Raw genomic sequence first — 13,514 nt, 5'->3', positions numbered from 1 at the left:
ATACGCCATTATCAGGACCTGTTTTTATGGCTTTGCCAGATAAAGATAAATTAGTGAAAAATTTTTCCCGGTGCCCGAACTGGGAAGAAAAATACCTTTACGTGATCGAATTGGGTGGGCAGCTGGCGCCGCTTACCGATGCATTCCGCCAGGACAAATACCTGATCTCAGGTTGTCAAAGCCAGGTATGGATTGTCATGCAGGCCGGTGAGAACGGACAGTTGAGTTTTGACGGTGACAGCGATGCTGCGATTGTGAAAGGTTTGCTGGCGATTGTTTTCAGTCTCTATCAGGGGTTGACGCCTCAGGATGTGGTGGCGTTGGACGTCCGTCCGTTCTTCACTCAACTGGAACTGAGCCAACATCTGACCCCATCCCGTTCGCAGGGGCTGGAAGCGATGATCCGCGCAATTCGCGCCAATGCTCAGAAGCTGAGCTAAATCCGCGTAAATCTCTCCGTTGCTCATTAGGAATGTTCTGCTAATGAGCAATGCAATTTCTCCTCTTTCTCCCACCTGTTTGCTGTTTACTCCTGATTTTTCAACTTACTATCTTCACGTATTTTACTGGCAATTCAGTCAGGTAACTTTCTGATTTTCTGTGGTTTGATTGCCACAAAATTCTGTGCTGCTAGTATTAACAGACACGATTATTGTCTTTCCTCAGATTGTCTGAGGGCAGGCCGAAAAAGGACTGAGTATGAGACGTACATTACCCCTTCTGGCGATGTTAGTTGGCACTATGATGGCAACGCACTCCATGACCGCAAGTGCAGCAGAATATCCACTCCCGCCGGATAACAGCCGTCTGATTGGTGAGAACACCACGTACGTCGTTCCTAATGATGGATTGCCACTGGAAGCCGTAGCGGCGAAATACCAGATTGGTTTGATTGGTATGCTGGAAGCAAATCCCGGGACCGATCCTTATCTGCCTAAACCTGGCACAGTGCTGACCATCCCTTCGCAAATGCTGCTGCCGGATACCAAGCGTGAAGGTATTGTGGTGAACCTGGCGGAACTGCGTCTCTATTACTATCCGAAAGGTGAGAATAAGGTGATTGTTCTGCCGATAGGTATTGGTCAGCTAGGGCGAAACACCCCGGAAATGGTCACCTCAGTCAGCCAGAAAATCCCCAACCCGACCTGGACCCCAACAGCCAACATCCGTAAAGCGTATTTGAAAGATGGCGTTAAGCTGCCAGGAATGGTGCCGGCCGGCCCTGAGAACCCAATGGGGCTGTTCGCGATGCGCCTCTCTGCGGGTACCGGGCAATATCTGATTCACGGTACCAATGCCAATTTTGGTATCGGTATGCGCGTAAGTTCGGGCTGTATTCGCCTGCGCCCGGATGATATTGAAGCCTTGTTCAACATGGTGCCAAAGGGGACGCGTGTTCAGATCGTCAATCAGCCGATTAAATTTGACGTTGAGCCTGATGGGAAACGCTATATCGAAGTGCACCAGCCGCTGTCCCACACCGAGAAAGACGACCCGCAGACTAAGCCTATTGCACTCTCGGCGGCAGCGAAGAAGTTCGTCAAGAGCAAAGAGACGGATGATGATGTTGTAAAACAGGCTATCGAGCGCCGTTCAGGTATGCCAGTTGTGGTCAGCAAAGGTGTCGAAGCGACAGATGCACCGCCAGCGGTGGCCGTGCCACAGACGGCCTCAGTCTTGACCGCGAAACCTTATGAAACGGTGAATAATCAGTAAGGGCGCTCAGCGGGCGACAGCAGGGTTTAACAATGAGGAGCGGCTACCGCTCCTTTTTTACGTTTGTGCATCAGAGACAGCGGTATAGGCTGCTGTATGCCGAAGGACGTCGGGAGGTGTAAATAAAGGAGGCTGGGGACAAATCGGAGGCAAAAAAAATGGCGCACTGAGTGCGCCATTTAGCTATAGAAGTAATATTACTTCTTGTAAGCGTGTGCTTGGTTGTCAAGACGTTGGTTAGCGCGTGCTGCGTCGTCTTTAGCTGCCTGAACGTCAGAACGAATTGCGTTCACGTCGTTGCTCAGTTGGTCAACTTTAGTGTTCAGAGTAGAAACGTCTGAAGACAGTTGGTCGATTTTAGCATTGCTTGAACAACCAGCCAGCATAGTTGAAGCCAGGATCACAGCGCCCAGTACCAGTTTAGTGCGATTCATTATAAAACCCTCTAGATTAAGTTAATCTCCATGTAGCGTTACAAGTATTACACAAACCTTTTTCTAATGAGAATAAATTTTTGCTCGCAATCGCTTTATTTTGATCGTTCGCTCAAAGAAGCATCTTTTTTTGCGAAAAAGTTAAAAAATGCTTCGAAAACAGCTGGATTCCATGAGACTTGTCCCATTTATTTGTTAGCAATTCTGCTTGTTATTTCGAAATTTTTCAAAACGCGACCATAAAAAACGCCGCATAGCGCGGCGTTTTGTCTTTAAACGATGTCACGTTTTAATTAAACAACGTGTACCGATGCAGTATTAGTCGTGCCGCTTTGTACCAGAGCACCAGAAACCATCACCACAACGTCGCCTTTTTGGGCTAAACCACTCTCCAGAGCAGCTTCTTTACCAATGCGGTAGAAGTCGTCGGTAGACGCGATTTCTTTGACCAACTGAGTGATCACGCCTTTAGTCAGGATCAACTGACGCGCGGTCACTTCGTTGGTGGTCAGAGCCAGAATGGTGGCATGTGGGAAGTATTTACGTACGGCTTTGGCTGATTTACCACCGCTGGTCGCAACCACAATCAGTGGAGCATCCAGTTTCTCAGCAGTTTCTACAGCACCGCGACACACAGCTTCAGTGATGCGCAGTTTACGGTTGTCATTCTGGCCATCGATACGGCTTTGCATAACACGGTCAGTACGCGCACAGATGGTGGCCATGATGGTCACCGCTTCCAGCGGATATTTACCTTTAGCACTTTCGCCTGACAGCATGACGGCGTCAGTACCATCGATGATGGCGTTAGCAACGTCACCAGCTTCAGCACGGGTAGGGCGTGGGTTTTTGATCATGGAATCGAGCATTTGGGTCGCAGTAATCACGACTTTACGTGCACGGTTACATTTCTCGATCATCATCTTCTGCGCGAAGATCACTTCTTCAACCGGGATCTCAACGCCTAAGTCACCACGGGCAACCATGATGCCGTCAGAAGCTTCGAGGATTTCATCGAAGTTATTCAGGCCTTCCTGGTTCTCAATTTTAGAGATGATCTGAATATGTTCGCCGCCGTGTGCTTTCAGATGCTCACGGATTTCCAGTACGTCAGAACGTTTACGGATGAAGGACGCCGCAACGAAGTCAACGCCTTGTTCACAACCGAAGATCAGGTCACGTTTATCTTTTTCAGCCAGTGCTGGCAGAGCGATAGACACGCCAGGCAGGTTAACGCCTTTGTTTTCGCCGAGGTCACCGTTGTTCAGAACTTTACAGGTAACTTCAGTTTCTGAAACTTCGATAACTTCCATCCCAATCAGGCCGTCATCAACCAGAATGGTGTTGCCAATTTTCAGATCGGCAGCGAAGCCAGCATAGGTCACAGCAACACGTTGAGTGTTACCAATAACTGACTGGTCGGTGGTGAAAGTATAATTTTGCCCAGCAACGAGAGAAGCGTCTACGCCGCCTTCCAGTTTCATGGTGCGAATTTCAGGGCCTTTGGTGTCCAGCAGGATGCCTGCTTTATGACCGGTTTTAGCCATGACATTACGGATATTCTTGATGCGCTGGCCGTGTTCTTCGTAATCGCCGTGAGAGAAGTTCAAACGCATTACGTTCATGCCTGCATCAAGCAGTTTGGTCAGCATTTCTTCGGATTCAGTTTTCGGTCCGATGGTACAAACAATTTTGGTCTTTTTCATGACGATTTTATCTACAAGTTGTGATGGATTGGAAATGAGTTCGACTGACAGCGCTGCTGCCCGCGAGGAATTTGGTTGCTTCTGGATTGTTACAAATCACTATTAAGCGTAGGCGACTGGAGAATAAATGGTGTGTAAAGTTCAGCCAAGACGTGGCGATCTGTCCGATGGTTAATCGTTTCGGGTGAGGTAATGCTTTTATAAGGCGATATCGACAGATCAAGGGGCTGAGACCATTCAATCGAAGAGACGATGCGTATTATAAGGGCTAAGCGGCGGGAAACAAAATAAAAAACATGATGCTGCGCAAGCTTATGGCATCTGCCTGGTGTTCGTTGCGCAAATGACCAAAATGGGCAGTCACGACGTAAGCGATGTTAAAGAGGGTAGATGAATATCTAAACAACAGGCGTTGAGCACTGAAAATGGACAGAGTACGAAGAAGTTTGAAATCAGGGGCGTTTGGTGTGGAAAAATGTAGGAGTGTTGGTCTGTTTCATCTGGTGCGTCCGAATGGACTCGAACCATCGACCCCCACCATGTCAAGGTGGTGCTCTAACCAACTGAGCTACGGACGCACATCGGATGAAATGTACTCGGTAAATCGGGTGCAGAAGCTTGGTGCGTCCGAATGGACTCGAACCATCGACCCCCACCATGTCAAGGTGGTGCTCTAACCAACTGAGCTACGGACGCATCTTTTTCTGCCTGCCAGTGCGGCAGCGGGGACGAATATTAGCGACCTACCCGATGGCTGGCAAGGGAAAATAAACATTTCGTCATTAAATTGTGACTGAGTGGTGCGTGAATGTTCACTGCGTTGATTTTTTGAACATTAATGCTTGAGTCGTCCGCCGCCAGATAAAGAGTTCTGACGGCGAATAGCGAGATTAACGGCCTGCGTTATCCAAAATCGTGAACGAAGGTTGTTTCTGGATCCACCGTATACGCAGAGTCACCATCGCTGCTGCAAAGGTCAGACCAAGAATAAAGCCCCACCAGAAACCGCTTGGGCCCATCGCCGGCACAATATAATCGGTTAGCCCCAATGTATAACCTACCGGTAAACCCAGGACCCAATAAGCCACAAACGTAATATAGAAGATGGAACGCGTATCTTTATATCCACGTAATACCCCGGTGCCAACCACTTGTATGGCGTCGGAAATTTGGTAAACCGCGGCCAGTAACATCAGGCTTGAAGCCAGCGTGATAACTTCAGGGCTGTCATTATATAACCCTGCAATTTGCGCGCGGAATGTAACGGAGAGCGATGCACTGATGCAGGCGATAACGATACCGGTAAAAATACTGGTATACGCTGCAACTTTGGCGCCTTCGATTGACGACTCACCAAGGCGTGAACCAACACGAATGGTGCTTGCCATTCCTAATGACAATGGGATCACAAACATTATCGAACCGAGGCTTAAGGCTATCTGATGACTGGCAACCGCCACAATGCCTAAAGGCGAAACCAAGAGCGCAACGATTGCAAACAGTGTGACTTCGAAAAACAGCGCCAGACCGATAGGTAGACCTAAACTGGTCAAGCGTTTTAACGTCACCCAGTCGGGTTTGGCAAATCGGGTGGGTGCAATGATGTCTTTCATAAAGTAAGCACGTTTCACATAGAAACGCATCATCAGGAACATTACCCAATAGACTGTGCCAGTGGCGACCCCGCACCCTACGCCTCCCAGCGCAGGTGCGCCAAACTTGCCGTAGATGAAGATATAGTTAACCGGAATGTTCACCAGCAGGCCGATAAAGCCAAACACCATACCCGGTTTGGTTTTAGACAAGCCCTCACACTGGACACGTAAAACCTGGAAGAACAGATAGCCGGGAGCACCCCACATGATGGCATGCAGATATCCGATCGCTTTGGCTTTAAGCAGCGGGTCAATATTGTGCATCAGCCCGATAATTTGGTCGCAGTGATACAGCACGACAATAATAATGACTGAAACGCCGGAAGCCAGCCAGAAACCCTGCTGGATTTGATGGGCGATTTTGTCACGCCGGCCAGCGCCGTTAAGCTGCGCCACCGTGGGGGTCAGAGCCAACAAAAGTCCGTGCCCAAACAAGATGGCTGGTAACCAAATTGAGGTTCCAACGGCTACAGCCGCCATGTCTGTGGCACTGACGCTGCCTGCCATAATCGTATCGACCACGCCCATTGAAGTTTGCGCAATTTGAGCAAGGATAACGGGGATCGCGAGAGCTAATAACACACGCGCTTCTGTAAGGTACTTCTGCACGCACACACCTTTTTTGTTTTGAATAAAAAACGCCACGCAAAGCGTGACGCTAAAATAGCGGAAAATAACCCGAAGATTGTACATCGTCAGACGTTATAAGCAATCAAAGCTGTTAACGACGAGTTACATATTGGCTTGTTTTCAGTTGTTGATATTTTGCCCTCATTGATTTGGCTTTCTATCAAATCTGCGGCAAACTGGCAGGCAGAAACGCAATGTATTGCCGATGATTTAACTGCATAAAAATTAATGAGGCTTGGCCTATGTTTACCGGTATTGTTCAGGGCACAGGAACGTTAGTGTCCATTGATGAGAAACCTAATTTTCGTACCCACGTTGTGCAGATGCCAGCGCACATGCTTGATAACCTGGCGCTCGGCGCCTCGGTGGCGCACAACGGATGCTGTCTGACAGTCACCGAGGTGAACGGTGATTTAGTCAGTTTCGATCTGGTGAAAGAGACCCTTCGTCTGACCAATCTGGGCGATTTACTGCCCGGTTCCCAGGTGAATTTGGAGCGTGCCGCCCGTTTCGATGACGAAATTGGCGGCCATTTAATGTCAGGCCATATCATCTGTACGGCGGAAGTGGCGAAAATTCTCACCTCCGAGAATAACCGTCAGATCTGGTTCCGTATGCCGCATGAAGATTTAATGAAATATGTATTACATAAAGGTTTCATTGGAATCGACGGAATTAGCCTGACGGTCGGTGAAGTAACAAAAACCCGTTTCTGTGTGCATTTAATTCCTGAAACGTTACAGCGCACAACACTAGGTGCTAAACGTTTAGGTGATAAAATTAATATTGAAATTGACCCGCAGACGCAGGCCATTGTCGATACGGTCGAGCGCGTATTAGCCAGCCGTGAAGCGGTTATAGCCACAGCGCAAGCGATGGTTGAGCAGCAAGGCACTCACCAAAAATAGAAGACAAAAAGCCGGGCAGGTGACTGTCCGGCTTTTTTAATGGTGGGGGCCTGGAAGGATTAACGCGGTACGCGAATTCCCCCTTCAACACCCTGCGGACTCAGCAGAACCTGCCACAGTTGAATATCACGTGCCCGGAAAGCGCCGGCACAGGCATTCAAATAGTAAGTAAACATACGTTCGAAACGATCGGAGTACTTATCCGCCAGCGACGGCCATGCCTGCAAGAATCGCTCCAGCCAGGCCATCAGGGTGCGGTCGTAGTCTGCCCCAATGTTATGCCAGTCTTCCATGACAAACAGTAACTCTGTGGTTTGCGCTATCTGCTTAATGGAAGGTAAACAGCCATTCGGGAAAATGTATTTATCAATCCAGGGATCGACACTCAGGTCAGATTTATTCGAGCCAATAGTGTGCAGGAGGAATAATCCATCCGGTTTGATATTGCGTTTAACCACATCAAAGTAAGTCTGATAGTTCTTCGGACCCACATGTTCGAACATCCCAACCGAGACAATACGGTCGAACTGGTCATTCAGATCGCGATAATCTTTGAGCAAAATGGTCACGTCGAGATCTTTACAGCGTTCCTGTGCCATTTTCTGCTGTTCAGCTGAAATCGTCACACCGACGACGCTCACGCCGTAATATTTCGCGGCATACTCTGACAGGCCCCCCCAGCCGCAACCGATATCCAGCAAACGCAGACCGGGTTTTAATTGCAGCTTATCGCAAATCATTTTTAATTTTGCTTCCTGAGCCTGCTCGAGCGTGGTGGCCTCTTTCCAGTAACCGCAGGAATATTGCATATAAGGGTCAAGCATCAGACTGAACAGATCATTGCCTAAGTCATAATGCTCTTTGCCCACAATCCAGGCGCGCTTTTTGGATTGTAGATTGGTCAGCCGTGCGGCGGCAATGCGGAGTGTGTCTTTAAAATGTCGCGGGAGCTTGCTTTCGAGACCGGCATTGAGAACGCGCTGGAAGAAAATATCCAGTCGTTCACATTCCCACCAGCCGTCCATGTAACTTTCACCGAGGCCCAGGGAGCCTTCCTGCAAAACACGTTTAAAGAAATCAGGGTTTTTTACTTTGATGTCGAAAGGGCGGCTACCGTTGATCTGGACATCGGCCATTCCCAACATTTCAGTGACGATGCGATACCACTGATTGTCCTGAATACTTACATCTTCTATACACGATGAACTCATAGCTTCTCCATCACTTTCTCTTCTGACTTATTAACCTGCTGGGAAAAGCCAAGGCAATTTATGCAGGTCATTATGAGAACAGACGGTTAATCCGCCTTGTCTGATATGCGACTATGAACAGAGGAAATTAGAAGAACACCCGTAACCGAAGTGGTATGGGGTGAAAAAATCCTTTTTATAAAACGTGACGCAGTGCCCGCGCCAGAAAGTTAGTTGTAATAAATACTTTGTATAAATGTTATTTTACAAGGTTAGGTTGAGTATAAACTCGCCGGCGGTCATTCTCAATAACAAATCACACGCGGCGAGTATATTCATTAAGTGACTGTCACTTAAGGTAATTATGACATTCAGTTAGCAAGTATTGCGGCGCCTTATGCCATTTCCTCTTTTCTCGCGACTTTTATTTCATCAGCCTGTTTTGTACTCTTTTTCACCATCACAAAACCCAGCGCGACCAGTGCCAGCGTTCCCAACATCACCGTGACAGTTGCCAGTAACGGCTGGGCAATAAATGCGGAGACCAGCAGGCTGGCGAAAAAGCACAAACCTAATTGTAGTGTATTTTGCAACGCAGCGGCCTTCCCTGTATTGGCAGGAAATGGCATTAGTGCATTGGCGACCACAATTGGGTAGCAGGCACCGTTCACCAACGCCATTAAACAGAACGGGATCAGCAAAGTGCTCAGTGTGGCATCGGTCAGCGTAGCGACCAAATAAAGTGCCACGACGCTCAGCGCATAACCGGCCAGTAACCAAGGCAGGATGCGGTTACCGTCGATTTTACTGATCAATACGCGACAGCCAAACCCTCCCACCAGGAAAGCGATGGTCTGCGGGACATAGCTCAGGCCGATAACACCCGGTGTATAACCCATGTCACTGAGAATAAAAGGTGAACCGGTCAGCCAAGCGAAGAATCCGGCGGAGCAGGCAGCATAAATCAGCACATTTCCACTAAACACCGGGGAGGTCAGCAATTTGAAAAAGCCAATTTTGTCGGCTTTCAGGTTGTCGGAGGATTTTTTGCTTTCCTGAATACGGAAAGAGAACACCAATAGCATGACGCCAACCATCAGCAGCAAGGCAAAAATAGCTTCCCAATCGAAGTGATTCAGTACCCACGCACCCAACAGCGGAGCGAGAGCGGGGGATAACGCCACCAGCGGCATGATAGTGGCAAATGTGCGCTTGGCGACGTCAGCCGGGTAGCGATCGACCACCAGGGCCTGCCAGCTGACAGCTGCCGCACAGACGCCGATGGCCTGCACAAAGCGCAGCCCCAGCAGCAAATAAATGTTCTGCACCCATAACATGCCCAGACAACCAAGTACGAAAAGTGTCAGACCAGCGATAAGCACTGGCCTGCGCCCGAGTTTGTCTGACAGCGGTCCCCACAGCAGCTGGCCAATGGCAAAACCACCGAGGAAGATACTCAAACTGGCGCTGATTAGGCCTGGCGTGGTCGACAGGCTGGTTTGCATGGTACTGAAAGCAGGGAGGTACATATCGGTGGCTAAAAAGCCGAGCATACTCAACCCGGCGAGGTAGAGCATAAATCCAAAGGAGGGTTTCATGATTTTCTCTTTTTACTGGCGATGTTAGTTATATGAAAAATGAATCTACAGCGGCATAACGTGCAGAAAGTGTCAGGTGCGAAGTGTAAGGGGTTGGCTAACCGCTTGTGAAACGCTAATATTTGCGCTCTTATATCAAAATAATTGAAAGCAAAAAAAGGCCGGCAATTATGTGGTCAGAATATTCGTTGGAAGTAGTCGATGCCGTTGCCCGCACGGGGAGTTTCAGCGCAGCAGCACAGGAGTTGCACCGCGTGCCTTCAGCGATCAGTTATACCGTTCGCCAACTGGAGCAATGGCTGGCGGTTCCGTTGTTCGAAAGACGTCATCGCGATGTTGAACTGACACCAGCGGGCAAAGTTTTCGTGGAAGAGGCCCGTCTGCTTATCAAAAAAATGATGGCGACGCGGCGTCAGTGTCAGCAGGTGGCGAACGGCTGGCGTGGGCAGTTGAATGTGGCGGTGGACCGTATTGTAAAACCGGATCGGGCGCGTCGGTTGATCACCGACTTCTACCGCGCCTTTCCCGATACCGAGCTTATCATCCATTCAGAAGTGTTTAACGGTGTCTGGGACGCGTTGGTGGATGGCCGGGCTGACGTTGCCATTGGTGCCACCCGCGCTGTGCCGACCGGTGGGCGTTTCAGTTTTCGGGACATGGGGTTTATGGACTGGCACTGTGTCGTCAGTCCGGATCATCCCCTGGCAGCGCTGACCGCTCCCTTGGTTGATGAACAGCTGCGGGCTTACCCGGCGCTGTGCCTGGAAGATACATCGCGAAACCTGCCTAAACGGGACACCTGGACGCTGAATAATCAGCGGCGTCTGGTGGTTCCCGACTGGACCTGTGCGATCGACTGCCTGTGCGAAGGCCTGTGCGTGGGCATGATGCCGGTACATCTGGTTGAAACGTGGATAGCGCAACAAAAGCTGCACATATTGACACTGGCGGCGGCTTTTCCCGAAAGTGCCTGCTGCCTGACCTGGGATCAAAGCAATCAGTCTCCGGCGCTGGCATGGCTTCTGGATTATCTGGGGGATACGCCAACGCTGAACCATGAGTGGTTACGCAATTAAAAACGCCTGCTCGCAGGCAGGCGTTACAGGTCACAACAACGGCAAGTATCTGAATTAACGACGATAGTCGCGGTAAGGACCATCGGCCACCGAACGGCGCTCAATCAGTTTCGGGTGGACTTCAATAGTCTGCGACACTTCACGCTTACTGATGATGCGATCCAGCAGCATAGTAAAGGCCATCTCGCCCAGGCGCTCTTTGGGTTGGTGGATAGTGGTCAGTGCCGGAGAGAAATAGCGGGCGTTGCGCACATTATCATAACCGATCACGGAAATATCCTGAGGCACCCGCAGGCCCATCTCATCGGCAGCACAAATAGCACCCATGGCCATCACGTCACCGCCGCAGAATACTGCCGTCGGACGCTGCTTCTGCATCAGAATTTTGTGCATCGCCTGATAGCCGGACTCAGGCTCAAAATCGCCCTGAACTACCCACTCTTCGCGTAGTGGAATATTGGCCTCGGTCAGTGCTTTCACAAAGCCCTGGAAGCGGCCCCCCCCGGTATTACGCGCCAACTGACCAGGGATAACGCCGATATCGCGATGACCCCGTTCAATGAGGTAGCGCCCGGCCATATAACCGCCTTCAAAGGCATTATCGATGATGCTGTCGGTAAAGTTTTTGCGCGCTTCGCCCCAGTCCATTACGACCATCGGAATTGAACGATACTCCTCGAGCATGTCGAGCAGAGCATCGGGATACTCTGCGCACATCACCAACAAGCCATCCACACGCTTTTGCGCCAGCATTGCCAGATAAGCCTGTTGCTTATCGAGGTTGTTGTGTGAGTTACACAAGATCAGTGTGTAGCCTTTGGCATAACAACTGTTCTCAACGGCTTCGATCACTTCGGCAAAGTAGGGCGCTTCGCTGGAGGTCGCCAGTAAACCGATGGATTTTGTGTTGTTGACCTTAAGGCTACGTGCCACCGCGCTGGGTGAATAGTGCAGCTCTTTAATCGCGGTCTGCACGGCGGCTTTAGTTTCTTCGGCGACGAAACGTGTTTTATTGATGACGTGCGACACGGTTGTGGTGGAAACGCCAGCCCGTTTTGCGACATCTTTTATCGTTGCCATGAAAAGAATGACTCCTGTCCGACGTGCGTCAGCACGTTAGCATTATGTTAATCGTTTGCCTGCGTGGATTTGACTGCTGAAAAATGGATGAGCAGTGAAATCTTTGGTGAGTTTTTCAGAGAAGGACAACCGTCTGAAAGAACATCGGAATAAATCGACCCGCACGCAGCGTGGTAACCGCGAATTTTCTCTTATATCCGGGGAAAGGGGAAGTAAAAAGTCTTTGTAACTTGGCGAATGATCGCGAGATTTTAAAACAAAACTGTGAGAAAATGCGTTGGCACACAAACTGTATGGCTTATAAATAGGCCACATTTGATCCAGAAGGGGTTTTAATGGACAGCAATTTGAAAATGTCGCTTATCACGACGGTCTGCGCACTGGCTGTGATCCTGGCGTTCAGTTTTACCGCCATCATGAACTGAATGTGCTTTTCACCTTCGTGAATCGGGGGGGATAAGAGGCCAAAAAAAGGGCGATACCTATAACAGGAATCGCCCTTTTCAATTTTACGGATGCCCAACTTTCGCAGAAAATAGTGCTTATAAGCGGCAGACTGTTTCATAAACGTTTCGTTAAATGCTATTCATCGCTGATTAGCGGTACCGCTGACTTAACGAATCGTTTTAGGCGTCATAACCCGACGCGCGCCAACATAGTGATCTTGCCAGTAATCTTCGCCCAGTGAGGTGATTTTGATCTCTTCACCTGTGCGAGGAGACTGAATAAATTTACCGTTGCCAACATATACCCCGACATGATCTGCTGCACCACGCTTGTTGATTCTGAAGAAGACTAAATCACCGCTCTCCAGTTCACCGCGTTTTACCGGTGCCGCGTCACGAAGGTGGTACATCTCGTTGGCAGTACGTGGCATTTTTATGCGAATCAAATCTTTGTATGCGTAATAGACTAACCCGCTGCAATCAAATCCGGTGTTAGGTGAGGTTCCACCCCAGCGATAAGGCTTGCCGACTTGGTGCATCAGCTTGGTCATCGCCGTTTGCTGTGCATGTTGATAACGTTTTTTATGCGCGGCGCTTAACGTGATCGGTTTACTGTCTTTCGCGAGTAAATCTTTGGTTTTTCGATGGCGACCGTACGCTTTTTTACTCTGTTTACTGGTCTCATTTTTCGCTATCGTTCGGCTTTCTTTCTTCGCTGTCACATGACTCTTGGTCGTTTTAGCGCTTTTCTTTTCAGAGGGCCCATGACGAACGAGTTTGGTGGTGGCGATTTTTTTCGTTTCTTTAACTTTTGCTTTCTGTTCTTTTACCGGCTCTGATTTAGACTTTTTGCTGGTTCGGGCAACGGCTTTGCGCTTTCGTCGGTCATCAGGTTTTGCCTGACTGACGTGGCTTTTCCGCTGTTCGGCAGCAACGTTAGTGTGTGGCGAAGCATGCGCCAGATTCAGAAACAGCTGGGTAAAGAACAGCACAGTAAGCGTAAACAATAAACGCATGGCGTCGTTACCAATATTGGCCCAAAGTTAAACATCAGAGATGTCAGAGTATTGCCCAA

At 49.4% G+C, this 13,514-nt stretch carries 12 protein-coding genes and 2 tRNA genes; 5 read left to right on the top strand and 9 right to left on the bottom strand.

The window, feature by feature from the left end; genetic code table 11:
* Nucleotides 1-26: 26 nt before the first annotated feature.
* Complete coding sequence (gene sufE, locus EAH77_RS09065; protein ID WP_140471858.1) at nucleotides 27-440, top strand: cysteine desulfuration protein SufE; 414 nt, start codon at nucleotides 27-29, stop codon at nucleotides 438-440.
* A 259-nt stretch (nucleotides 441-699) separates the two neighbouring features.
* Nucleotides 700-1,716 carry a L,D-transpeptidase family protein gene (locus EAH77_RS09060; RefSeq protein WP_140471856.1) on the top strand — a complete coding sequence of 339 codons (1,017 nt, stop codon included), beginning with the start codon at nucleotides 700-702 and terminating at the stop codon, nucleotides 1,714-1,716.
* 197 nt (nucleotides 1,717-1,913) lie between these two features.
* Here EAH77_RS09060 and EAH77_RS09055 read toward each other — a convergent pair whose 3' ends face one another.
* The 5 genes from EAH77_RS09055 to EAH77_RS09035 all read right to left on the bottom strand — a co-directional run bounded on the left by EAH77_RS09055 (nucleotide 1,914) and on the right by EAH77_RS09035 (nucleotide 6,120).
* Nucleotides 1,914-2,150, bottom strand: coding sequence for a major outer membrane lipoprotein (locus tag EAH77_RS09055; RefSeq protein WP_140471854.1), 237 nt, complete (start codon nucleotides 2,148-2,150; stop codon nucleotides 1,914-1,916).
* 293 nt (nucleotides 2,151-2,443) lie between these two features.
* The gene (pykF, locus tag EAH77_RS09050) at nucleotides 2,444-3,856 is read right to left on the bottom strand and encodes a pyruvate kinase PykF (protein ID WP_140471852.1); all 1,413 of its coding nucleotides are present in this window, start codon (nucleotides 3,854-3,856) and stop codon (nucleotides 2,444-2,446) included.
* 501 nt (nucleotides 3,857-4,357) lie between these two features.
* Nucleotides 4,358-4,434 (bottom strand) — tRNA-Val (locus tag EAH77_RS09045).
* Nucleotides 4,435-4,475: 41 nt separating this feature from the next.
* A tRNA-Val gene (locus EAH77_RS09040) sits at nucleotides 4,476-4,552 on the bottom strand.
* Nucleotides 4,553-4,746: 194 nt separating this feature from the next.
* Nucleotides 4,747-6,120 (bottom strand): MATE family efflux transporter, encoded by a 1,374-nt coding sequence (locus tag EAH77_RS09035; protein WP_140471850.1) that lies wholly within the window; start codon nucleotides 6,118-6,120, stop codon nucleotides 4,747-4,749.
* Nucleotides 6,121-6,383: 263 nt separating this feature from the next.
* Here EAH77_RS09035 and EAH77_RS09030 point away from each other — a divergent pair, with 263 nt between their 5' ends.
* Nucleotides 6,384-7,049, top strand: a complete 666-nt coding sequence (locus tag EAH77_RS09030) for a riboflavin synthase subunit alpha (RefSeq protein ID WP_140471848.1) — start codon at nucleotides 6,384-6,386, stop codon at nucleotides 7,047-7,049.
* A 59-nt stretch (nucleotides 7,050-7,108) separates the two neighbouring features.
* Here EAH77_RS09030 and cfa read toward each other — a convergent pair whose 3' ends face one another.
* Both cfa and punC read right to left on the bottom strand, forming a co-directional pair.
* Nucleotides 7,109-8,260 (bottom strand): cyclopropane fatty acyl phospholipid synthase, encoded by a 1,152-nt coding sequence (cfa, locus tag EAH77_RS09025; RefSeq protein ID WP_140471846.1) that lies wholly within the window; start codon nucleotides 8,258-8,260, stop codon nucleotides 7,109-7,111.
* A gap of 374 nt (nucleotides 8,261-8,634) precedes the next feature.
* A complete protein-coding gene (gene punC, locus EAH77_RS09020) occupies nucleotides 8,635-9,837 on the bottom strand; it encodes a purine nucleoside transporter PunC (RefSeq protein ID WP_140471844.1) in 1,203 nt (400 codons plus the stop codon).
* Nucleotides 9,838-10,007: 170 nt separating this feature from the next.
* Between punC and punR the strand changes: the two genes are divergently transcribed.
* Nucleotides 10,008-10,913 (top strand): DNA-binding transcriptional activator PunR, encoded by a 906-nt coding sequence (gene punR / locus EAH77_RS09015; RefSeq protein ID WP_140471842.1) that lies wholly within the window; start codon nucleotides 10,008-10,010, stop codon nucleotides 10,911-10,913.
* 54 nt (nucleotides 10,914-10,967) lie between these two features.
* Here the strand turns inward: punR and purR are convergent, their stop codons facing one another.
* Nucleotides 10,968-11,993, bottom strand: coding sequence for an HTH-type transcriptional repressor PurR (gene purR, locus EAH77_RS09010; protein ID WP_140471840.1), 1,026 nt, complete (start codon nucleotides 11,991-11,993; stop codon nucleotides 10,968-10,970).
* A 335-nt stretch (nucleotides 11,994-12,328) separates the two neighbouring features.
* On the opposite strand from purR, the gene EAH77_RS09005 reads away from it, so the two are divergent.
* Complete coding sequence (locus EAH77_RS09005; protein ID WP_140471838.1) at nucleotides 12,329-12,418, top strand: YnhF family membrane protein; 90 nt, start codon at nucleotides 12,329-12,331, stop codon at nucleotides 12,416-12,418.
* Nucleotides 12,419-12,606: 188 nt separating this feature from the next.
* Here the strand turns inward: EAH77_RS09005 and EAH77_RS09000 are convergent, their stop codons facing one another.
* Nucleotides 12,607-13,455, bottom strand: a complete 849-nt coding sequence (locus EAH77_RS09000) for a C40 family peptidase (RefSeq protein ID WP_140471836.1) — start codon at nucleotides 13,453-13,455, stop codon at nucleotides 12,607-12,609.
* Nucleotides 13,456-13,514 lie beyond the last annotated feature (59 nt).

It is taken from the genome of Ewingella americana, from assembly GCF_006438725.1.
In the GTDB taxonomy this organism is placed as follows: Bacteria; Pseudomonadota; Gammaproteobacteria; order Enterobacterales; family Enterobacteriaceae; genus Ewingella; species Ewingella americana_A.
Note: the sequence above shows the minus strand (reverse complement) of the source record. Positions and strands in the feature narration are given on the sequence as shown.

Bases quoted from the DNA above. Each gene is read 5' to 3' on its own strand.
- EAH77_RS09000 (WP_140471836.1), bottom strand. From the start codon at position 13,455: ATGCGTTTATTGTTTACGCTTACTGTGCTGTTCTTTACCCAGCTGTTT.
- EAH77_RS09005 (WP_140471838.1), top strand. From the start codon at position 12,329: ATGGACAGCAATTTGAAAATGTCGCTTATCACGACGGTCTGCGCACTG.
- EAH77_RS09060 (WP_140471856.1), top strand. From the start codon at position 700: ATGAGACGTACATTACCCCTTCTGGCGATGTTAGTTGGCACTATGATG.
- EAH77_RS09055 (WP_140471854.1), bottom strand. From the start codon at position 2,150: ATGAATCGCACTAAACTGGTACTGGGCGCTGTGATCCTGGCTTCAACT.
- pykF (WP_140471852.1), bottom strand. From the start codon at position 3,856: ATGAAAAAGACCAAAATTGTTTGTACCATCGGACCGAAAACTGAATCC.
- sufE (WP_140471858.1), top strand. From the start codon at position 27: ATGGCTTTGCCAGATAAAGATAAATTAGTGAAAAATTTTTCCCGGTGC.
- punC (WP_140471844.1), bottom strand. From the start codon at position 9,837: ATGAAACCCTCCTTTGGATTTATGCTCTACCTCGCCGGGTTGAGTATG.
- punR (WP_140471842.1), top strand. From the start codon at position 10,008: ATGTGGTCAGAATATTCGTTGGAAGTAGTCGATGCCGTTGCCCGCACG.
- cfa (WP_140471846.1), bottom strand. From the start codon at position 8,260: ATGAGTTCATCGTGTATAGAAGATGTAAGTATTCAGGACAATCAGTGG.
- purR (WP_140471840.1), bottom strand. From the start codon at position 11,993: ATGGCAACGATAAAAGATGTCGCAAAACGGGCTGGCGTTTCCACCACA.
- EAH77_RS09030 (WP_140471848.1), top strand. From the start codon at position 6,384: ATGTTTACCGGTATTGTTCAGGGCACAGGAACGTTAGTGTCCATTGAT.